Below are 21,452 nucleotides of genomic sequence, written 5' to 3'. Positions count from 1 at the left end.
TCAGGCCCCGACAATCCCGCGCAGGATTTCCACCACGAGGGGCGCCAGCGCCGCCAACCCGTAGCCCCAGCCCGCCGACTTGAACGACTGCTTGGCCTTCTCGACTTCGCCGGGGTCGCCCCCGGCCATCAGGTACCGGACGCCGCCGATGGTGAGGAACACCGTCGCCAGCCCGGCGAGGATGCCGACCAGCCAGTTGCGGATGTTGTCGAAGACCTGCCCGACGCTGCTCGCGATCGCGAGCACCTGTGTCGAGGCCTGCGCCGCATCCGCGGTGAGCGAGCTGAGCAGGACCGCGCTGAGTACCGCGAAGGCAGCCGAGCGGGTCACCGCGCGGCGCACCGGTCGGGCCGGAGAGGTCCGATGACGTGGACATGCGGCATCCGTGTGCGCTGTCGGCCGCGGGTTGCTGACGACGCCCGTGTGGGGTCGGTTCTGATCGGATGCGCTCGACGCGAAGGAGCGCGGCGGCGCGGTGGTGTGCTGGGTTTGGGGATGGGGTGTCACGCGCATCGGCGCACCTCCGAAGTCGGCTCGTGCTCGGCGGTACGCGGAGAGCTGGGTGGGGTCTCCCCGCACCCCAAGAAGCCGGATTTCCGGTCGTTTTTCGACACCGCCCGTGACGATTTTTTGGAAGCGGTCGGCCAGCCGTTGCGCAGACGACCGCTCACAGCGCGTGACAAGTGCGGCTTTTCCTCGACGGGAGCATCCGGCGAGTCGGCGACCAGAGCGGCGACCGCTGCGTCGGCGACGGGGTCTTCGGAGTCGGTGTCGGCGAGCTGATCGCGCAGCCAGGTGACAAGTCGGTCTTCGGCTCGATCACGGGCCTTGAACGCGGTCTTGAGCGCGGTGCCGCGGGCTTGCGCCCAGTCGGTCACCGAGGTTTCGCCGAGCCGTGTCGCCGAGATCAGTTCCGCTTCGGCGGGGGTGAGAATCTGCTCACCGACCGCACGCGCGAGCACCAAGTCGGGGTGCCCGTACGGCGGGCGCGGCGCCGTGGAGCGATAGCCCGAGCCCACCGGCATCGGGGCGTCCAGAGACGCTTCCAGCGCCGCTTGCCCGGCACGACGAGCGGCGAAGTGCAGCCTGGCGATGATGCCGGGATCGGTCAGATCCACCGTCGCCAACGCTTGGACGAATCCGGCGAGTACAGCCGCGTGGACATCTGCCCGATCGAGCGGATACCGCGCCGCCAGCCACCGGGAACTCGAGGCCAGCGACGGCAGTGCCATCCCGACGCACGCGACTGTCCACGCGCCCCCGTGAGCGCGGGAACGCAGCACCAAATGCGCCCACACGTCGTCCTGGGTGCGATGCGGGCACTGCTTGCTCATCACCCGGTCCCGCAGCTCGTCCAGCGGCACCGGCCGCCGCGGCAATCCGGCGAACCGGGCCCCGTCCACGGCCATCGGCTTCGGCCCGGTGACCAGCCACCCGAAGGCGTCGCGCGCGGTGTCCAGCGGCAACAATTCGTGCCCCTCGTGATCGGGCCGGATAGGTGCGGACACAATCTCGTCGTTCGTCATTGATGTGCTCCTGACTGGAGTTGGTGAATCAGCTCCGCCAGGACGCCAGGGCAGCGACAAGAAAAGAACAAGAAAAGAACAAGGATGATCTTCTTAGTAGATGTACGCGGCTACTAAAGCAGCTACCTTGAAGGATTCAGAAAGGGTGCTCGGGGCAGCCTGAACCGACGGCATCCAGGATCGCCTTAGTAGCGTGCGAACTGGTCTTTTAAGTGATTCTTAGTAAGCAGTCGGCGGTCCGTCGTGGGCTCGCGGCGACTCCGGCCGAGCGCTTTTGATTCGGGTCAGAAATTCTTCTTGACCCGAGCCCGGGTTATTCGACAGCAAGTCAATCCGCACGATGTCGTCCTCGAATACTTCCGGACGCTGGGAAAGCGTCGATGTATTCGGGCTCATGTCTAGATGCGTGGGGCGGTGGGCTTCGAGAGTTCGCAAAAAACTTGGGCGAGCGGTGTCGAAAAACGGCCTCAAAACCGGCTTCTTGGGGTGACTTGGCAGACCACGCCGATCACACCGCGAGGAAGGCCACCGATGACTTCAACACCGCATCCCGAGCCCGGACGCCGTCACCGCCGCTTGCCACATCGCGACACGGCGAGCCTCCGCCGTGGCCGGCACCGCGCGCCACGGACCGCACCTGCTACAGCAGCTGCCCGGGGTCCACGTCCGGCGACGTTCTGGTCGTTCGCCGACGCGGAGATGTTGCCCGGTACCGCCCTGCTTCCCGGCTGGCTCGGACGCACGATCGTCACCCTCGTGACGACCTACACACGCCCCGGCGACCGCGTCCTTCTCCTCACCCCGCCGCCATCCCCGCGCGCTCCTCAGCACGCGGCCGGCAACGCCCGCAGCGCCGAGGCGTACGCCGGTCTCGCCGAGGCAGTCTGGACCGTAGCCCGGCTCGGTCGTGGCGCTGACACCGCGACAACGGCACCCGCCTCCAACGACCCGGCCGAGCACACCGACTCCTCCCGCCCTGCCGGAGCCGAGTCGGGGTCGCGACCCCGACTCGGTCGGCTCGGGCTGCACCCGGTGCCCGAACCGCACCCCGACTCCGCGCGCCCTCGGCATCGAGACGGAGACGGACCGCGCGGTGGCTTCGACCTGATCATCACCGCGCTTGATCCGCACGCCACCGACTGGCTCGCACGCACCGACTGGGACGCCCTACTCACCCCGCGCGGCCTCCTCGCAACAGTCACACACAGTGATAGTCGCGACGGCTGGCTGCGCGATCCGAACGCGACTGTGCTGAACACACTGGGTAGTCGGGGGTTGCGGTGTCTCGATCACATCGCCGTGCTCACCGCGCCCGTCCCGGACACGCCGGACTGCCTCACAACCGCCGACCGGATGGGCACCGCAGTGTCTGCGCCGGACTTCTCGCCGCGCGTGGTCGACGCCATAGCGCCGCCGCTGCGCGCGGTGCACCACGACCTCGTTCTGCTCGGGCGGATGTCGCCGGACGCGACGGACGACGGTGCCCTCGACGCGAAGGAGACCTCGGATGTCTAAGCGCACCGGCACGCAGCTCCCCCGCCCGGCGGGGGAGCGGTCCGAAGGTCCCGTTGTGTCGTCGGTGTGGCCGACCGGGACCGACAGCCTGACGGCCCAGCTGACCGAGGGCGGCTACCACGACGCCACCGGCGCCGACCCCGCCCTGATGGCCCCGGCGATCGCCCGCTACGCCATCGCGGCGCTGACCCGGCCCGGTGATGTCGTGCTCGATCCCGACTGCGGCGCGGGCACCACGATCGTCGAAGCGCTGCGGGCCGGACGGCACGCGATCGGGTTGACCGGACAGCGCCGGTGGTGGCGCTTGGCGCGCGCCAACGTGACCGCCACGAAGGCGCGCGGCGTGTTCGTCGACGGCATGGTCCTCATCCTCGACCGACGCCCCGGAACGGCCGTCGCCGCGGCCACGGCCGGGCTGACCGGGCGGATCGATCTCCTCCTGACCACCCTGCGCCCCGGTCCGGTTGGCGACCTCGATGGTGCGCTGGAGAGGTTGCACGGGCTGCTTGCGCAATACCGGCCGCTGCTGCGTCCGGGCGGGCACGTGGTCATCACCAGTGCCCCGCAGCGCCACCCCGTGCGCCACGACCTGCTCGACGTTCCCAGCCGGATCGCGGCGGTCGCCACCGCGGCCGGGCTGGCACCGGTCGCGCGGTGTGTGGCGCTGACCGCCACGGTGCGACGAGGCCGCACCTACACCCGCGCGTCGCTGGCGCAGCGCCGCGCCGCCACCCGAGCCGAACGGGCTCTCGGGCATCCGGTCGCGCTGCCCGCGCACCACACCGCGCTGGTGCTCCGGGCCGATCCCGACGCCGCCGATCCGGCCCTGAACCAGCCCCTCCCGGCGCTGCACGCACCGCCGCGCCCACACCGCCCCGGGCGCGGGACACGGCCCGATTCGGCCGCCGCCTGAGTGCGCGCCATTTCACCGAGCAGCCGTCGGCGCCTTGCCCGTGGCGCAGCGACGTTGAGCCGACATCTCGCGCGGCTCGCGACCTCAAACCCACCTTGCCGAAGGAGCGAATCTCATGGACCTCACCCCGCAACCGGGTCGCCGCCCGCGCCGGGTCTCACCCCGGATCAATCCTCTGTTCTATCCGTTCGTCAGCTATAGCACGCGCAGGCCTGAGTCACCCACCGGATGGCGGCGGCTGCGCGAAGCCCTCACCGGATACCCGCTGGCTCCGTTCGACGACGATGACCGGCGCGAGTCTGCCGATCTGGGCGTCTACCTATATCAGGTGGAGCTTGCCCGGCGGTCGCGGTTGACGCTGTGGCAGCGCACCCGCGACGGCTGGTGGCTGGGGCCCGCACCGTACGGCTACGCCCTGGAACATCACTGGGTGGAGCCGGAGTCCGCTCGTGCGGGGTGGCGGCACCGGCTGGTCGTCGACGCGCTGCGCGCGCCGGTCGTGCCGCTGATCTTCGCCTGGTCTCGGTACGAGAACCTCAGCGACCGCGCCATCACCCGGCGCCTGACCGAACAGCAGCATCCCCGCCCGGTCGATCCCGTGTCCGGCCGGGCACGCGCGTGGAGCCGCGCGGTAGTGCGCACCATCCTGGCCAACCCCGTCTACCTCGGCTACGTCGTGCGTGATCGCACGCTGCGCGGAGAGGATCAGCCGCCGGAAAACTGGACGTGGTCACGGCAGCGCAGCCACCGGGCGCTGGTCGAACCCGCCCTGTTCTGGACGGTCCACAACCGCCGAGCCCGCTGGGTCTCATCGACCCCGGACACCGACACCACCGGACTCACCGACCAGGGTCGGGAGGCGGCGTGACCCAGCATCCGATGAGCACCGTCCACTACCGCGACGAGACGGTCACGCTCTACACCGGCGACGCCACCACCACCCTCGCCGGCCTGGCGGAGAAGTCGGTGGACTGCGTGGTCACCAGCCCGCCGTACTGGGGGCTGCGCGACTACGGGACCGGAACCTGGGTCGGCGGCGATCCCGGTTGCGCGCACCTGGCCGCGATCGGACGCGGCGGCAACATTCCCCAGTCCAAACACCCCGGTCTTTCCTATCCCGCGTCCGCGGCGCATCGCGGTGGCGTGCCGCAGCGCTGCCGCCGGTGCGGCGCCCGCCGCAAGGACAACCAGCACGGTCTGGAGGCGACCCCGCAGGACTACGTCGACCGGCTGCGGGCGGTCTTCGCGCAATTGCACCGTGTCCTGTCCGACACCGGCACGGTGTGGCTGAACCTGGGCGATTCGTACTCCGCCGAACCGCCCGGCCGCACCGGAGACGCGATGCGGGCGAGCACCTTATCCGGCCGTGGCGCGGCGGCGCCGCTGCGGGAATCGGTGCGCCAGGCCGGGGTGGCGCGTACGCGGTCACTGCCGCGGAAGAACCTGGTTGGCATGCCGTGGCGGGTCGCGTTCGCGTTGCAGGCCGACGGCTGGATTCTGCGCAACGCGATCGTGTGGCACAAACCCAACGCCATGCCCGAATCTGTGCGCGATCGGGTCTCGAACCGGTACGAGATGCTGTTCCTGCTGACCAAACAGCAACGGTATTTCTTCGACCTCGACCCGATCCGCGAACCACTCACCCGCCCGGAGGCGGTCGGGGAGGGCATCGTGATCGGCGGTGCGAACAAGGGCCGTCACGGCGGGATCGATGCGACCGCGCGCCGCCGCGGGCACAGCGTGTACGGCAAATACCGGGATGCCGATCCGTTCGCCGGGAAAGCCCACGGGGACGCGATGCGCCCGACCGGGGCTCGGCACACCGCCGCGCATGCTCGGGGCAAGAATCCCGGGGACGTCTGGTCGATCACCACCCGCCCGTTGCGGGAGGCACACTTCGCCGCGTTCCCCGTCGACATCCCGCTGCGCTGTATCGCCGCCGGATGCCCCGACGGCGGTGTGGTGCTCGACCCGTTCAGCGGCGCCGCCACCACCGGCCTGGCCGCGCGCCAGCTCGGCCGCTCCTACCTCGGCATCGACCTCAACCCGGAGTTTCACGACATCGGCCTGCGCCGCCTCGGCTTGTCCGAGCAGGACATCGGGAGGGCCGCGTGACCACCTTCGCTGCACGCTCCCGTAAGGACGACGCCGTCACGCTGGTGACCGCCGACGCGGAAGCCGGAATCCGAAACCTGGCCGAGGATTCGGTGGACTGTCTGGTCACCAGCCCGCCCTACTGGCGGCTGCGTGACTATGCCCCCGACACCTGGACCGACGGTCGGCCCGGCTGCCACCACCGGCCCGCTGGCCTCGGCGACCGGGGTGCCGGGCGGTGGCGGTGCCGAGGCTGCGGGGCCCGGCGTGAGCACCCCCAGATCGGGCTGGAACCGACCGCGGACGACTACATCGAGACTCTGCGCGCGACGTTCTCTGTGGCCCGGCGGGTGCTCACCCCGCGGGCCACGGTGTGGGTCAACCTGGGTGACAGCTACTCCACCAACTCGGACGGCTACTGGTGCACGACCCCAGGGCAAGCAGGGCAGCCGCACTACCGGCCACGAGCAGACGTGCCGTACAAGAATCTGCTCGGCATGCCATGGCGGCTGGCCTTCGCCCTGCAGGACGACGGGTGGATCTTGCGGTCGGCGATCGTCTGGCACAAGCCCCACGCCACGCCCACCCCGATCTCCGATCGGCTCGCGACCCGGCACGAGATGCTCTTCCTGTTTGTCACGCAGCCGGACTACTACTTCGACCTCGATGCGATCCGGCAGCCCTACACCGGCGACCGTGCCCTGTCCCGCCGCGCCCACTACGGCGGCACCAAGCCGAACACGGCACGTGGAATCTGGCCCCGCACACCCGCCGACGGGCAGCGTGGTCGCAACCCCGGCAACGTGTGGACCATCCCGCCCGACCGCACCCGCGCCGGGCATCCCGCACCGTCTCCAGTGGAGATTCCGCGCCGGTGCATCGCGGCCGGATGCCCGCCCGGGGGCCACGTCCTCGACCCGTTCAGCGGCGGCGGGACCACCGGCGTCGCCGCTCGCGCGCTCGGCCGGCGTTTCACCGGCATCGACACCAACGCCGCCTACCACGACCTCGCACTCCGGCGCATCACCGCAGCCGACCCGGACGCAGGGGGGCCGCGATGACCGACGACGACATCGCCTTCGTCGAACCGGAGATCGTTCACGGCGACGCCCGTGACCTTCCAGTCCCGGACGCCAGTGTCGATCTGGTGATCACCAGCCCGCCCTACTTCGGGCTGCGGACCTACCGCGATGGCGACGCCGCCTACCGCGGACAGCTCGGTGCCGAAGACACCCCGGGCGCCTATCTCGAGAACCTGATCGCCTGTACCCGCGAGATGATCCGCGTCCTCAAACCGTCCGGGTCAATCTTCATCAACCTCGGTGACAAGTACTCCAGCTACAACAACGGCAAAGGCCGCTCCCTGAACGGAACCCGCGGCGCCGGGCAGGTCCCGGACGGCGGCGACCCACACAGCCGCAGCGTTCCGGCGAAGTCGCTGATCGGCCTGCCCTGGCGCTACGCCCTGCGCTGCGTCGACGAACTCGGGTTGATCTTGCGCGCCGAGATCATCTGGTCCAAACCACACGGACTGCCTGAGTCCGTGCGCGACCGGGTCCGCCGCAGCCACGAAACCTGGTTCCACTTCACGCTCAACCCGCGCTACTACAGCGCCATCGACACCATCAGGCTCCCGCACTCCGCGTCGAGTCTCGCTCGTGTGGCGCCACACCGATCCGATCCTGGCCGCGCGGCACGCGATGGCCGGTACTACCCGGGTGCAGAACAGCAGACCCTGAAACGACGGCAGATGTTGCACCCGCACGGCCGTCTGCCCGGATCCGTATGGGAGATCGCACCTCAACCACTGCGGGTGCCTCCGCACCTTGGTATCGCGCACTTCGCGTCGTTTCCTGTGGAGTGGCCTCGGCGACTCGTCCTCGGGTGGTCGCCGCAGAGCGTGTGCGCCGCCTGCGGGCAGGGCCGCCGCCGGGTCCCGGTCGCCTTCGGCCTGGACATCTCCCGGCCACAGACGCGGCGGGCGCTGGAACTGGTGCGCGAGCACGGCCTGACCGAGGCCCATATGGCCGCGCTGCGAGCCGCGGGACTCAACGACACGCCTCGCGCCCTCGACACCCAGGGCCGTACGGCCGTGCACGAGCATCCCGGTGGGCAGCTCGTCGCCGAGGCGCGGGCCGCGCTGGGCGGCTACGCCCGCGAGTTCCTGCTATCGCGGGCCACCGAGTTCGCCGACGCCTGCGACTGCGCCGACCCGAGCGCTGCCAGCGTTCCCGGTGTAGTGCTCGATCCCTTTGGTGGCACCGGAACCACCGCCTTGGCCGCCGCCGTGCACAGCCGGCGCGCCATCTCGCTGGATGCCAGCCGCGACTACTGCCGACTCGCCACCTGGCGCGTCCACGACCCCCGCCAGCAAGCACGAGCCCGCGGCACCCACCAGGCCCCGGAACCGGTTCCACACGCCGCGTGACACCCGCGCTGGCGTGACGCGGACGACAGGCGGGGCCCACTCGTTCGGGGCCTCCGTTTCTCGCCGATCGACGCTACGATCCCAGGCCCGCACCACCCAGCAGGACACTCTGACCAGCTGGTTTTGCGCTGAACGACAGGCGCTTACACGTGGCGCGGAACGAGGAGACCAGGAGGCACGATTCCCATGTCCGCCCCAGCAGCGACCACGGCCACGGACCGGATCAGCGCCGCGTCCGAGCCGATCAGGGCGGCGTTCTACGGACGCAAGAACAGGACCGACACGATCGCCCTGCGCCTCCTACGCCAGCAGTACCAGCTTTGCGAGCGGGTGTTTCGTCGTAGCGTGGTGATAACCCACTGCTTTTACGGCGACGGCGGGTGGCGCGAGCTGGCCGCGTCTCTGTCCAGCCCAGAACCGGGCGACGATCTGATCGTCTGTGAGAATGCGGAGCGGCTGTCGCGCGATCCGTTCGAGATTCTGGATCGCGAGCGCCTCGCCGCGCAGCACTGCGTCCCGATCGCATACGCGACCCGAGCCCTGGGACCCGGTCTTGGACATGCTGCCGCAGGCGCGTGCACTCACCGCGCTCCTCGGCCGCCGCGTCCTGGGCCCCGGCTATTTCACGATCGGAAACCTGTACATGAGCGGACAAGGGGGTGTGAGCGTTGGCAGGGGAACACGAGCGCCGCGACGACGCCACCGGACGTCTGACTCCTGACGAACCACCGGAACTGGTCGCCGAAATCCGGACCGTGGAAGGAAACGAGGCTCAGCGACTGGCCGCAGAACAAGCACGAGTGTTGTGGGAGGTGACACAATGGCAGGCCCGGAACAAGTCCGCGCGTGGGCTGGACAACGCAGCGTAGGACGCGCACGGAGCCCCTACAGCAAAGCGGCAGCGGGTGGCGAGTCGATCAACGCCGCCGCACAGTCACGTCTGTTGCGGTTCGCATGGCTGGGACGTGTGTCTACTCGCGACATGCAGGACCCCACACTGTCCTTGCCACGTCAGCTGGGCTCGTCCCAGCGCGCCCTCCCAGAGAACGGGCTGATCGTTACACACTTCTATGACGTCGAATCAGGGCGTATGGACCTCGACACGCGCGGGGGTGGGAACGCGCACGAACAGTTCGACATCCCGATCACTCGGGACGGCGGCATCCAAGACTTGCTCGCCGAGGTCGAACGTCCCGATCGGCGATTCGACTACGTCATCTGCGAATCCATCGAGCGTGCCGCCCGGCACATGTACTACGGTACTACCATCGAGCATCGCCTAGAGCGTGCGGGAGTTCGCCTGCTGGCAGCCGACGAGCCCTTCCAACTGACTACGGAAGCTGGTCGTAAGCCCAAGACGGCCACACAGTTGCTGACTCGCCGGGTCAAACAGAGTATTTCCGAGTTCTACGTCGTCGACATGTTGGAGAAGTCTTGGGACGGCTTCGCCATCCACACGGAAGCCGGATATAACGTCGGCAAGCCCTGCTACGGCTATCGCGCCCGCCACGTCCCGCACCCGGTCCCCGCCAAACGAGCCAAGGGGATCAAGAAGACCTTTCTCGAACCCGAACCCGCCCAGGCACCGGCTGTCCGCACGATCTTTCACTGGCGTATCAGTGAACGACTTGGCTATCAAGCTATCGCTGACCGCCTGAATCGGGATGTGGGCAGCTACCCGCCTCCCGTGCCCATCGACCCAACCCGCGCGGTTGGCCGCTGGACCTACTCGAACGTGCGTGACCTGCTCGCCAACCCGAAGTACACCGGGCATATGGTCTGGAACCGGAAGGCGCGCAAGACCGGTCACAACCGGACCAACCCCATCACTGAGTGGATCTGGTCGGAGGATCCGGTGCACGAGCCACTTGTCGCTCTCGAGGACTGGCTTAAGTCCCAGGATGTCAGCGGACACCGTTTTGGTTCCCGCAGCACCGACAACACCAACCAGGAACATCCTCAGACCAAACGCTCCTACCTTTTGCGCACCTACTTGTTCTGCGGTTCATGCAATCGGCGCATGTACGGCAAGACGCGTCGCGGTCGCGCTTACTACGTCTGCGCGCCGAAGAAGGGCTACGGTCCTGACAACCACCCCGTGAGTTTCTGGGTGCGAGAGCGCGTCATCGTCGACCAGCTCAACGTCTTCCTCTCCACTCACGTCTTCGGTACCTACCGCCGCGACCTACTCGCAGATAGCGCACGCGACCTTCGCGCTTCCGCCCAACGGGAGCGCGAACAACGCCTCGTCGCCATCCGTAGTGAGATCAGAGACACAGAGCGCATGATCAAGAATGTCGTGCGCAGCTTCGCGCTGATCGACGAGCCAACCGAAGACCTGATGCGCGACATCAACCAGCAGCGGGCTGAGCTGCGCAAACGTAAGGCCACGCTCGAAGCTGACCTCGCCGAAGCTGAGGATGAGCACGAGCAGGCGCCGAACCCGGATCTCCTCGACGTACTGCCCGTGGGTGAGATCCAGATCGAGGAGCTGCCCGAGGGCGTTGCTCGGCGGCTGTTCGAGGCGCTACGGCTAGAGCTGCACTACGACAAGAGCACTAATCAGCTCAGGTGCACCGTGACGCTGACTGCCCAGCTCCTACCGGCAACGCGTCTAGCCGCTCACGAAGCGATCGTGCTGCCTTTCGAGCGACCGGATCGCTCTGAGCAGCGAAAACACCACCAAGTGAACGAGGAGTATGGTATGTCTCACACCGCCACACCCGTTCCCATCCTTGGAGCGCCCCCGGCAGGACTCGAACCTGCGACCTAGAGATTAGAAGGCTCTTGCTCTATCCAGCTGAGCTACGAGGGCCCATGGTGACAACCGAAGGCCATGTCACTCAGCCGCCAGCTTAGTCACCACTGATTACTTGATCGCCGGACACCGGCGAATCGTTTCACCCGTCACCCGGCCTGGTGAGCGAGCTCGCCGTTGTTGGACGATCACGTGTTCAGCCGCTGGTCTGCCAGGTGGCCACGGGTGCGCTGCCCGTGGATCGACAGCGCACCCGCGGCGGGCCGCGCTCGGGGACACGGCCCCCTGGGACACCCCGTCCACGCGTTCCCCTGGCGTGCCGGTGTGGGTGCCCAGCTCGGGCGGCCGCGTTTTTCGGCGGCCGCTGTCCGGGTTCAGTTCCAGATCTGAATCGCCCTCACGACATAAGGCGCCTGCGGGACGAACGTGCCCGGCCCTGGATAGGTACTGAAATCCCCTTCGGTCGCGCAGTGCCGATCCTGATAGACGGTGACCTGACGCTCGAGCCGGTTGGCGAACGAGCGGGCGTCGACGCCCTCCGGCAGCGGCACGCACTCCTCCGGGTTGGTGCCGCGCAGGTCGAACCGGGTGATCTGGCCGCCGTAGAACTCGCCCGTCCAGGCACAGAACTCTCCCGGCTCACAAGCGAATCCGGGTGGGGACGGCTGCTGCCCGCCGACGTCGGCCTGCGCGACACCGGCCGCGCACAGCATTCCCAGCGTGGCCAGCAGAAGGGCCTTCGGGACGCGCCTGCTCAGTACGGAAAAGCGTCGAGACATTTCGTGAATCCCCCTGTGTTCGGGCGAAATCGCCGTGGAATGTGCTGAGCTCCACGATGCCGAAGGCCGGAGGGAATGTCAGCGGGCAATTTCGGTTCTGTGGACAACTGCCCCTTTCCCGCCCGTCGGAGTAGGAGTTGTCCACACTTTCCGGAAAGCCCTTGTGGGAAGGTGCCGGTGCTGCTACGCGGGGCGGGGTCCGGTGGAGTCGCGCACGACCAGCTCCACCGGCAGGGTGACCGGGGGAGGTGCCTTACGCCCCGCGAGCAGCCGCAACGCGAGCTCACCGGCGAGCCTGCCCTTGCGCTGCAGGTCCTGCCGCACGGTCGTCAGCGCGGGCTCGGCCCACGCGGCCGGCGGGGTGTCGTCGAATCCCACCACCGACAGCTCACCCGGCACCCTCAGCCCGCGCTGCCGCGCCGCGGCCAGCGCGCCCAGGGCCAGCTCGTCCGACATGCACAAGAGTGCGGTCGGCCGCGGGTCGCCGTCGAGCAGCTCGCCGGCCGCTTGTCTCGCCTGTTCACGCGAGGTCCCCGACGTTTCCCACACGGGCACGCCGGTGACACCGGCCGTCGCGAGGGTGTCCACATATCCCGCCAGCCGCTCCCGGTTGTCCCGGAACATGCTCTTCGCCGCCTCTTCCGCGGTCATCGGCCCGCCACGGGGTTCCGAGAGGCACTGAGCGGAGAGGATGCCGAATCGCCGGTGCCCCAGGTCGAGCAGATGCCGCGCCGCGGCGATGGCGCCACCGCGGTCGTCCGTGCTGACCCTCGCCGCGCCGGACACGTACGGCTGGTCGATCACCACGAGCGGCAGACCCCGGTCTCGCACGGCGCGCAGTGCCGGGGCGCCGTCCGCCAGCGAGTACGCCACGGCCAGGTCGGCCTGGGCGTTCAGCACCCGGTCCGCGGGCGGGCCGCCGTGGTCCCCGCCGGGCAGCAGGAGCAGCGCGTGCCCCTCGCGGTCGACCTCGGCGGCGAGTGCGTCGAGTGTGATCGACAGCGCCGGGTCGGAGAAGGCCGCCGACACGCCCGTGTCGAGCATGAAGGCGATGGCGCCGACGCGACGGGTCGCGAGGCTGCGCGCCACCGGGTCGGGTCCCGCGTAGCCGAGCCGCTTCGCCGTCCGCAGGACCTCCTCGCGCAACGCAGCCGAGAGCTGGTCGGGGCGGTTGAAGGCGTTCGAGACCGTCGTGCGGGAGACACCCACCTCGTCCGCGACGTCGTCGAGTGTCGGTTGCCTTCGCCGCGTGCTGGCCACCCGCGCAGTCTAATCGGTAGTCCCCCTTGCGCTCTCTGAAGCGCTTAAGACATTCTGAGGCAAGGATTCTCGAGGAAGGAGCCGGCGGCGTGCGGCGGTTCGCGGTGATCATGGTCTTCGCCTTCAACGGTGCGACGCTCGGTTCATGGGCCCCGCGAACACCCGCATTGAGCGACCAGATCGGGATCGGCCCGGGTCCGTTCGGGCTCGCGCTCCTCGCGGCCAGCGTCGGCATGCTCATCGCGGCGAGCGTGTCGGGCCGCATCGTCGAGCGCGTCGGCGCTCGGGCGGTCATCGTGGCTTCGGCGATCGCCGTGTGCCTCGTCCTTCCGCTGGTCGGTTCCGCGCAGTCCGTGCTGTGGCTCGCACTCGCCCTGTTCGGTCTCGGCGCGTCCTCGGGCGTGCTGGACGTGTCCATGAACATCGCGGGCGTCGCGGTGGAACGCGCGGAAGGCAAGCCGATCATGCCGTTGTTCCACGCCGGATTCAGCTTCGGCGCGCTCGCAGGTTCCGGCGGCGCGGCGCTGGCCGCGAGCGCAGGCTGGTCGCCGTTGCGGCATCTCGTCGTGGCGGTGCTGGTGGGCGCGGTCATGCTCGCCGCCGTCGTGCGGGTCCTACCAGGTGTCGCGCCCAGGACCGAGCAAGCGAGCGGCTCGCCGGCCGCGGCGACCCCGCTCGTCCGGCGGCCCGCGCTGTGGCTGCTCGCGGCGATCGCGCTGTGCTCGGCTATCGCGGAGGGCGCCAGCTCCGACTGGTCCGCTCTGCTGTTGGTGAACGAACAGGGCGCGAGCGAGGGTGCGGCCGCGCTCGCCTACGCCGGCTTCTCCCTCGCGATGGCCTTCGCGCGGCTCGCTGGATCCTGGACACAGGCGCGATTCGGTTCGGCGAAGGTGCTCGTCTCCGGTGCCGCGTGTGCGGGCACGGGCCTCGTCGCCGCCGCCGTCGCCGGGATGCCCGCCGTCAGCTACGTCGGCTTCCTGCTGGCCGGGGCGGGGCTCGCGGCGTGTTTCCCCATCGCGCTGGGCCTCGCGGGCGAAGCCGGCAAGCGGTCCGACGACAGTGGCGGCGAGCGTGAGGTGGCGTTCGTCACCGCGATCGCCTACACGGGCTTTCTCGCCGGCCCGCCGGTGATCGGGGGCATCGCGCAGCTGACGTCGCTGTCGGCGTCGTTCGTCGTCGTCGGCCTGGTCGCGGCCGTGATCGCACCGGCCGCCGTCGCCGCCACCCGGTTCGTCGCGAAGGAGCGTGCGAGCCGCGCCTCATCGCACGCGGTCCGCTGAATCGTGTCCACCCACGTCGTCCTACCCTCGTAGCGTGTCCACCGAAGCCGACCCTGCCCAGGACGCCCCCACCCGACGCCGGGCAGGCATGGCTCCACTGCTCGCGATCGGAGCGCTGCTCGCGGTCATCGTCGCCGTGGGGCTCGTCGCGCTCACCGGAGGCGCCGGCGCCGTGGTCGCCGGCCTTACCGATCCCGGCATCGTCACGCGCTACGGCATCACCGTGGTGCGGGTCGGAGCCGACGCCGCGGCGGCCATCTGCATCGGCTCGCTGCTGCTCGCGGCATTCCTCGTGCCACCGCAGAAGTCGGGAACGCTCGCCGCGGACGGCTACGCAGCTGTGCGCACGGCCGGGATCGCGGCGTGGGTGTGGTTCGTCTTCGCGATCGCTTCGGTGCTCTTCAGCGCGGCCGACGGCGCCGGACGCCCGTTCACGGAGGTGCTCCGGCCGGAGGTCCTGCTCAACTTCATCGATGCCATCGAGCAGCCGAAGGCGTGGCTCTGGACGGCGCTCATCGCCCTGCTGCTCGCGCTCGGCTGCCGGCTCGTGCTGTCGTGGGGCTGGACCACGGCGCTGTTCTTCCTGTCGGTCGGGGGCCTGCTCCCTGTCGCGGTGACCGGTCACTCGGCCAGCGGCGGCTCGCACGACCTGGCGACCAACAGCCTGCTCTACCACCTCGTCGGCGCGGCGTTGTGGGTCGGCGGGCTCATCGCGCTGCTCGCGCACGCCAGGCGGCGGGGTGCGCACCTGTCGCTCGCGGCGTCGCGATTCTCCAAGATCGCACTGGTCAGCTGGGTCGTCATGGCCGCGTCCGGCGTCATCAACGCGCTCGTGCGCGTGAGCCCCGGTCAGCTGCTGACCACCGACTACGGCCTGCTGGTGCTCGGCAAGATCGTGGCCCTGCTCGTGCTCGGTGTGTTCGGTCACCAGCAGCGACAGCGCAGCGTGCGTGACCTCAACGACGGCGCGGGCGGTGGACAGCTCGTGCGGCTCGCCGCGGTCGAGGTGCTCGTCATGGCCGTCACGATCGGCCTCGCGACCGCGCTGTCCCGGACCCCTCCGCCCCAGGAGATCCTCGCCCAGCCCTCGACAGTCGAGTTGCTCCTCGGCTACGTCCTGAACGGAGAGCCGACCGCGTGGCGACTGCTCACGGACTGGCGCTTCGACCTCATCTACGGCACGGCGGCGATCGTGCTGGCCGTGCTCTACCTCGCCGGTGCGCGCCGGCTGCGCAAGCGTGGCGACGCGTGGCCGGTCGGGCGCACGGTGGCCTGGGTGGCAGGGTGCGTACTGCTGCTGATCGCCACCTCATCGGGCATCGGCCGGTACGCGCCGGCGATGTTCAGCATGCACATGGTCAACCACATGCTGCTGTCGATGGCGATTCCGGTGCTGTTCGTCCTCGGTGGCCCGGTCACCCTGGCGCTGCGGGCACTGCCCACCGCGGGCCGTAGCGCGCCCCCGGGGCCGCGCGAGTGGCTGCTGGCCTTCGTGCACTCGCCGGTGGCGCGCGTGCTGACCCACCCGATCGTCGCGTTGCTGCTGTTCGTCGGCTCCTTCTACGGGCTGTACTACTCCGGGTTGTTCGACGCCGCGCTGAACCACCACTGGGCGCACCTGGCGATGAACGCCCACTTCCTGCTGGCCGGTTACGTCTTCTACTGGCCGGTGATCGGTGTGGACCCGGCGCCGCGCAGGCTGCCACCGCTGGGCCGGCTCGGGATGGTCTTCGCGTCGATGCCGTTCCACGCCTTCTTCGGTGTGACGCTGATGAACATGCAGACCGTGATCGGCGAGGACTTCTACCGGTCGCTTGATCTGCCGTGGGTGAGCAACCTGCTGACCGACCAGCGGCTCGGCGGCGGCATCGCGTGGGCGTCCGGGGAACTGCCCGTGCTGCTGGTGATGGTGGCGCTGCTCATCCAGTGGGCGAGGGCCGACGAGCGGGAGGCGCGCCGCCGTGACCGCCGCGAGGAGGCGACGGGGGAGCAGGACCTGGCCTCGTACAACGCCATGCTCAAGCAGCTTGCCGAGCAGGGCGAGCCGAGGAAGTAGCCCGTAGCAGAGGGCACTGACGATTTCTCGCGCTCCGCCGCGAGTTGTTCGACTCGCGCGAAGTTGTCCACAGATTCAGTTCGTGTCCGTTCTCGGTCCGTTCGCGGGGGCAGCCTGGAAGCCGGAAGAACGACCACGGCGAAGGTGAGGGCAATGGCCATCGGCGAGACCCTGCTGACGATCGTCGGCAACGTGTGCAGCGAGCTGTCCCGGCGCAAGCTCGCGAACGGCGACGAGGTGCTCAGCTTCTGGCTGCGAAGCAACGAACGGCGTTACGACAAGGAGTCCGGGCAGTGGCGGGACGGCCGGGGGATGGCCGTGCGGGTCACGTGCTGGCGGCGCATGGCCGGCACGGTCGGCGCGTCACTGTCGAAGGGCGATCCGGTGATCGTCAGCGGGCGGCTGTACGCGGCCGAGTTCGAGAGCGGAGGACAGCAGCGCTCCATTCCCGAGCTCGAGGCGCTGGCGATCGGACCCAACCTGTCGTGGTGTACCGCGACCGTGCGACGCCTTGGACGCAACGGTGACCCACCCGCACCGGCGGCGCTGAGCGAGGAGGCGGTGGACCGCGAACGAGAACGAATACCGGCGGCGTGAGCTACTCAGGGTGGCACTGCGCTGGGTAGAGGGGGCATCACCCTGCGAGAAAACGCTCTACGGTCGGTGCCGGGACGGTGACCGGCGTCAGGGAGCCGACGGGCTCGCTCTACGATCGCAGCATGGCCGAGTTCATCTACACCATGAAGAAGGTGCGCAAGACCGTCGGGGACAAGGTCATCCTCGACGACGTCAGCACCGCGTTCTACCCCGGCGCGAAGATCGGCGTGGTGGGTCCGAACGGTGCTGGCAAGTCCACCGTGCTGAGGATCATGGCGGGGCTCGACCAACCGAGCAACGGTGAGGCCTTCCTCCAGCCCGGCGCGAGCGTCGGCATCCTCCTCCAGGAGCCGCCGCTCAACGAGGAGAAGACGGTCAGGGGCAACGTCGAGGAGGGCCTCGGCGAGATCAAGGTGAAGCTCGACCGCTTCAACGAGATCGCCGAGCAGATGGCCACCGACTACAGCGACGCCCTCATGGAGGAGATGGGCAAGCTGCAGGAGGAACTCGACCACGCCGACGCCTGGGAGCTCGACTCGCAGCTGGAACAGGCGATGGACGCCCTGCGCTGCCCGCCCGGCGACGAGCCGGTGACCCACCTTTCCGGTGGTGAGCGCCGCCGGGTCGCGCTGTGCAAGCTGCTGCTGTCGAAGCCCGATCTGTTGCTGCTCGACGAGCCCACCAACCACCTGGACGCGGAGAGCGTGCTCTGGCTGGAGCAGTTCCTGGCGACCTACCCGGGCGCCGTGCTGGCGGTCACGCACGACAGGTACTTCCTGGACAACGTCGCCCAGTGGATCATGGAGCTCGACCGGGGCCGTGTCGTCGGTTACGAGGGCAACTACTCGACCTACCTGGAGAAGAAGCGCGAACGGCTGGAGGTGCAGGGCAAAAAGGACGCGAAGCTCGCGAAGCGCCTGCAGACCGAGCTGGAGTGGGTGCGGTCCAACGCGAAGGCCAGGCAGACCAAGTCGCGGTCCCGTCTCGAGCGGTACGAGCAGATGGCCGCCGAGGCCGAGAAGACCCGGAAGCTGGACTTCGAGGAGATCCAGATCCCGCCGGGTCCCCGGCTCGGCAGCGTGGTGGTCGAGGTCCAGGGTCTGAAGAAGGGCTTCGACGACCGGCTGCTGATCGACGACCTGTCGTTCACGTTGCCGCGCAACGGCATCGTGGGCGTGATCGGACCGAACGGTGTCGGTAAGACCACGCTGTTCAAGACGATCGTCGGCCTGGAGGAGCCTGACGCGGGCAGCGTGAAGATCGGCGAGACCGTCAAGCTGTCCTATGTGGACCAGCAGCGGGCCGGCATCGATCCGGACAAGACGGTGTGGCAGGTCGTCTCCGACGGGCTGGACTACATCCACGTCGGCCAGACGGAGATGCCGTCGCGGGCCTACGTCAGCGCGTTCGGCTTCAAGGGGCCGGACCAGCAGAAGCCGGCCGGGGTGCTCTCCGGTGGTGAACGCAACAGGCTCAACCTCGCTATGACGTTGAAGCAGGGTGGGAACCTGATCCTGCTCGACGAGCCGACCAACGACCTGGACGTCGAGACGCTGGGCTCGCTGGAGAACGCGCTGGAGCAGTTCCCCGGCTGTGCGGTGGTCATCTCCCACGACCGGTGGTTCCTGGACCGCGTGGCGACCCACATCCTCGCGTGGGAGGGCGACGACACCAATCCGGCCAAGTGGTTCTGGTTCGAGGGGAACTTCGAGGGCTACGAGAAGAACAAGGTCGAGCGCATGGGCGCGGAAGCCGCCCGGCCCCACCGGGTGACACACCGGAAGCTCACCCGCGACTGACCGAGGCACTTCTGCTGGAATGTGAATAGCCCTCACAGAGCGGAGTCCCCGTGGTAGCCATCACGCACGCAGGCCGAACCGTGACGAACGGCCGTTCTCCCGTTGTTCGCAGTGGTGCGGATGGGGCGAACGGGCCCGTGGAGCGGCTCGTCGAGCAGGCGACGGCGCTCGAGCTGCGCGCACCCGAGCTGGCGCTCGTCCTCGGCGAGCGGGCCGCCTCGCTCGCCGAGGCCGCCGGTTTCAACGAGCTGTGGGTGCGTGCCGAGAGCGTCGTCGTGCACGCTCGCGTGCAGCTGGGGCACCGCGCGTCCACCGTGGGCAGAGCGGTGGCAGCGCTGCGGGCCGCGGAGGACGCGGGGCTGCCGGTGGTGGCCGCGCAGCTGCGCACGGACCTCGCCGTGTGCTCGCGCAGCGTGGGGGCACCGTTGACGGGGCTGGCCGCGTTGCGGCCCGTGCTCACCGTGAGCGGCCTGTCGGCTACGCAGCGGGCGGCGGCCCTGTGCCACCTCGTCGGCTGCCTCGGCACGCTGGGCCGCAAGGCCGAGCTCGACCGGGTGCTCATGGAGGGCGACCGGCTCGTCACGGGCGACACCGGCCTGGGCGCCGACGACAAACTGCTCGCGCGGGCGCTGATCCGGGTCGCCGTGTCGGCGCACCGGCGCCGCCATGGCGACGTGGTCGGCGCGGCCGACGCGGCGCGTACCGGGCTCGGTTTCCTCGATCACCTGGAGGACAAGGGCACCGACGGCGGGCTCGCGCGTGTGCGGTTGACGTTGGAGCTGGTCTGCGCGCTGCTCGACCGAGGTGAGGGCGAGCTGGCGCTGGAGGCGGCTCAGCCGCTGCTGGCCGAGCCGGAACGGGCGGCGAGCGTCGCTCCCACCGGCTGGCTCCGGCTGGCGCTCGCCACGCGCGTGCTGGCGAGCAACGGCTCCGCCGACGCGGCGGGCCGGATGCTGCGCGACGCGCTGCACAGCGTCGGCAGGCACGAGCTGCACGCGCTGGCGTCGCGGCTCTGGCTGGAGCTCGCGAACATCGAGGAGCGGATCGGCGAGCCGTCGGAGGCCATCGCCTGCCTGCACAACGCCCGCTCCTCCGAGCACTTGCACGCGCGTGCGCGCAGCCAGGCGCGTGCGTCGTTGACCGGGGAGTTCGGCTCGGGGGAACAGGCGCCCGTCGATCTCGCCGACGTGGTGGCCACGGCCGCCGAGGTCACCCCACCCGCCGTCACGCGCAGGCCGGAGCCGGAAGCGGCTCCCGAGCCAGCGGCGACGTCCGCATCCGCCGCGACGGCGGCCGGCCCGATGACTACGGCCACGGCTGCGGCCGATCAGGCGACCGCGCCAGCGAGTGCGGAGGGCGCGGCGTCGGCATCGGCGACGCCGCCCGCCTCGTCCGTCACCGAGACCCCCTCGCCGGCATCCGCCGGAGCAACTGGCGCGTGGGCCGCAGCCGAGCCCGAACCGTTCAACCCGGGCGCGGCCGGTTCCGCGGTGGCGAGTAAGCACTCGGCCGAACCGGCCTCCACTCCGGCTCGCTCCACGCGGCCGAAGGTCGTGTTGCCGATGCTGCGCCTCGCCCCGGAGCTGGAACGGGAGGAGACCACACCGACCGGCGATGTGAACACGGTCGAGACCCTCGCACCCGAACCCGCCGTCGCCGAGGAGGCGCAGGCGACCGCCCCCGAGCCCACCCCAGAACCAGCGCCCAAGCCGGAGTGGCAGGAGGCCGTCGCGCGGCCCGAACCGGAGCCGGTGAGCAGGCCACGGGAACACCAGGCGTCCGGGCGCAGCACACGGCACGATTCCGAGCACGGTTCGGTCGCCGCGCGCTCGGTGCTCGACCGGCTCGGCATCTCGCCGGGCGCGGGCGGCGGCAGGCGCCGCGCCGCGCACTCCGACGAGCGTGAACAGCGGCCGGTGCGGTCCACGGTGGAGTCACCGGCGGCGAGCAGGCCCGAACCGCCTGCGGAGAAGCCCCCACCGGTGGAGAAGCCGTCCAGCGAGGACGCCGCCGAGACCGGCTCGGCGCCGTCGGACGGCTACGGCTGGCTGCCCCGGTTGAGGCTGCCGCCGTCGCTGGCGCCCCTCGACGAGCTGGGGCCCGATTTCGGTTCTGACACCGGCTCGTCCATCGCGGCGGAGCCGAGTTCCCTCGGCTCCGGTCTCCCGCTCGACGAGCCGCCGCCCGACGCCGGGCTCGCGGAGCTGCTCGCGCGGGCGCTCGCCGAGCACCGGGCGGGCACGTCGAGCGCGGCCGCCCTGGTCAAGCAGCTCGGAACGGACGACGACGTGCGGGACGGGTCGCGCCGGGTCAACGGCGGGCCCCACCACGACTTCTGACGCCGGAACCGGGCGCCGCACCGAGCCGCCACAGCCGATTTGCTCAGTCACAGTAAGGTAAAACCTGGATCGGCACATCGTGGTGTCAAGGCCAGGAGTGGAGAGTTG

17 protein-coding genes and 1 tRNA gene are annotated in these 21,452 nt (G+C 69.7%); 12 read left to right on the top strand and 6 right to left on the bottom strand.

The genetic code is table 11. The annotated features are described in order from the left end of the window. Both DI005_RS39745 and DI005_RS22075 read right to left on the bottom strand, forming a co-directional pair. A complete protein-coding gene (locus DI005_RS39745) occupies positions 1–513 on the bottom strand; it encodes a pilin (protein WP_113643373.1) in 513 nt (170 codons plus the stop codon). Further along, a complete protein-coding gene (locus tag DI005_RS22075; RefSeq protein WP_113643372.1) occupies positions 504–1,526 on the bottom strand; it encodes a hypothetical protein in 1,023 nt (340 codons plus the stop codon). The genes DI005_RS39745 and DI005_RS22075 overlap by 10 nt, the downstream gene beginning before the upstream one ends. 756 nt (positions 1,527–2,282) lie before the next feature. Here DI005_RS22075 and DI005_RS22070 point away from each other — a divergent pair. The 6 genes from DI005_RS22070 to DI005_RS22045 all read left to right on the top strand — a co-directional run bounded on the left by DI005_RS22070 (position 2,283) and on the right by DI005_RS22045 (position 8,476). Beyond that, positions 2,283–3,041 carry a hypothetical protein gene (locus tag DI005_RS22070; protein ID WP_147263897.1) on the top strand — a complete coding sequence of 253 codons (759 nt, stop codon included), beginning with the start codon at positions 2,283–2,285 and terminating at the stop codon, positions 3,039–3,041. Continuing rightward, the gene (locus tag DI005_RS22065; protein ID WP_113643370.1) at positions 3,034–3,954 is read left to right on the top strand and encodes a DNA methyltransferase; all 921 of its coding nucleotides are present in this window, start codon (positions 3,034–3,036) and stop codon (positions 3,952–3,954) included. The genes DI005_RS22070 and DI005_RS22065 overlap by 8 nt, the downstream gene beginning before the upstream one ends. 115 nt (positions 3,955–4,069) lie before the next feature. Beyond that, positions 4,070–4,822 carry a recombinase family protein gene (locus tag DI005_RS22060; RefSeq protein WP_113643369.1) on the top strand — a complete coding sequence of 251 codons (753 nt, stop codon included), beginning with the start codon at positions 4,070–4,072 and terminating at the stop codon, positions 4,820–4,822. After that, positions 4,819–6,069, top strand: a complete 1,251-nt coding sequence (locus DI005_RS22055; RefSeq protein ID WP_199543094.1) for a site-specific DNA-methyltransferase — start codon at positions 4,819–4,821, stop codon at positions 6,067–6,069. The genes DI005_RS22060 and DI005_RS22055 overlap by 4 nt, the downstream gene beginning before the upstream one ends. Beyond that, positions 6,066–7,109 (top strand): site-specific DNA-methyltransferase, encoded by a 1,044-nt coding sequence (locus tag DI005_RS22050; protein WP_113643368.1) that lies wholly within the window; start codon positions 6,066–6,068, stop codon positions 7,107–7,109. Before DI005_RS22055 ends, DI005_RS22050 begins: the two co-directional genes overlap by 4 nt. Continuing rightward, entirely contained in the window at positions 7,106–8,476 is a 1,371-nt protein-coding gene (locus tag DI005_RS22045) for a site-specific DNA-methyltransferase (protein ID WP_113643367.1), read from the top strand. The genes DI005_RS22050 and DI005_RS22045 overlap by 4 nt, the downstream gene beginning before the upstream one ends. Before the next feature lie 300 nt (positions 8,477–8,776). Here the strand turns inward: DI005_RS22045 and DI005_RS38000 are convergent, their stop codons facing one another. Beyond that, complete coding sequence (locus tag DI005_RS38000; RefSeq protein WP_147263896.1) at positions 8,777–9,061, bottom strand: hypothetical protein; 285 nt, start codon at positions 9,059–9,061, stop codon at positions 8,777–8,779. A 397-nt stretch (positions 9,062–9,458) separates the two neighbouring features. Here DI005_RS38000 and DI005_RS22040 point away from each other — a divergent pair, with 397 nt between their 5' ends. Next, the gene (locus tag DI005_RS22040) at positions 9,459–11,249 is read left to right on the top strand and encodes a recombinase family protein (protein WP_158559866.1); all 1,791 of its coding nucleotides are present in this window, start codon (positions 9,459–9,461) and stop codon (positions 11,247–11,249) included. On the opposite strand, the gene DI005_RS22035 is transcribed toward DI005_RS22040, so the two are convergent. From DI005_RS22035 to DI005_RS22025, 3 genes are all read right to left on the bottom strand, one after another. Beyond that, a tRNA-Arg gene (locus DI005_RS22035) sits at positions 11,218–11,291 on the bottom strand. The two genes, DI005_RS22040 and DI005_RS22035, sit on opposite strands and share 32 nt — an antisense overlap. 317 nt (positions 11,292–11,608) lie before the next feature. Continuing rightward, positions 11,609–12,013: a peptidase inhibitor family I36 protein gene (locus DI005_RS22030; protein WP_113643365.1), complete on the bottom strand. Its 405-nt coding sequence runs from the start codon at positions 12,011–12,013 to the stop codon at positions 11,609–11,611. A gap of 183 nt (positions 12,014–12,196) precedes the next feature. Next, the gene (locus DI005_RS22025) at positions 12,197–13,273 is read right to left on the bottom strand and encodes a LacI family DNA-binding transcriptional regulator (RefSeq protein WP_112275354.1); all 1,077 of its coding nucleotides are present in this window, start codon (positions 13,271–13,273) and stop codon (positions 12,197–12,199) included. Between the two features lie 110 nt (positions 13,274–13,383). Here DI005_RS22025 and DI005_RS22020 point away from each other — a divergent pair, with 110 nt between their 5' ends. The 5 genes from DI005_RS22020 to DI005_RS22000 all read left to right on the top strand — a co-directional run bounded on the left by DI005_RS22020 (position 13,384) and on the right by DI005_RS22000 (position 21,344). Next, positions 13,384–14,553 carry an MFS transporter gene (locus DI005_RS22020; protein WP_113643434.1) on the top strand — a complete coding sequence of 390 codons (1,170 nt, stop codon included), beginning with the start codon at positions 13,384–13,386 and terminating at the stop codon, positions 14,551–14,553. Positions 14,554–14,641: 88 nt separating this feature from the next. Then, the gene (locus DI005_RS22015) at positions 14,642–16,609 is read left to right on the top strand and encodes a cytochrome c oxidase assembly protein (protein ID WP_112275356.1); all 1,968 of its coding nucleotides are present in this window, start codon (positions 14,642–14,644) and stop codon (positions 16,607–16,609) included. A 153-nt stretch (positions 16,610–16,762) separates the two neighbouring features. Continuing rightward, on the top strand, positions 16,763–17,206 hold the full coding sequence (locus DI005_RS22010; RefSeq protein ID WP_112275358.1) for a single-stranded DNA-binding protein: 444 nt from the start codon (positions 16,763–16,765) through the stop codon (positions 17,204–17,206). A gap of 122 nt (positions 17,207–17,328) precedes the next feature. Beyond that, a complete protein-coding gene (gene ettA / locus DI005_RS22005; protein ID WP_112275786.1) occupies positions 17,329–19,005 on the top strand; it encodes an energy-dependent translational throttle protein EttA in 1,677 nt (558 codons plus the stop codon). Positions 19,006–19,142: 137 nt separating this feature from the next. Continuing rightward, entirely contained in the window at positions 19,143–21,344 is a 2,202-nt protein-coding gene (locus tag DI005_RS22000; RefSeq protein WP_233520255.1) for a hypothetical protein, read from the top strand. Positions 21,345–21,452 lie beyond the last annotated feature (108 nt).

Source organism: Prauserella sp. PE36 (assembly GCF_003311655.1).
GTDB lineage: Bacteria > Actinomycetota > Actinomycetes > Mycobacteriales > Pseudonocardiaceae > Prauserella_A > Prauserella_A endophytica.
The sequence above is the reverse complement of the archived record's forward strand: the minus strand, read 5'-3'. Positions and strand labels throughout refer to the sequence as shown.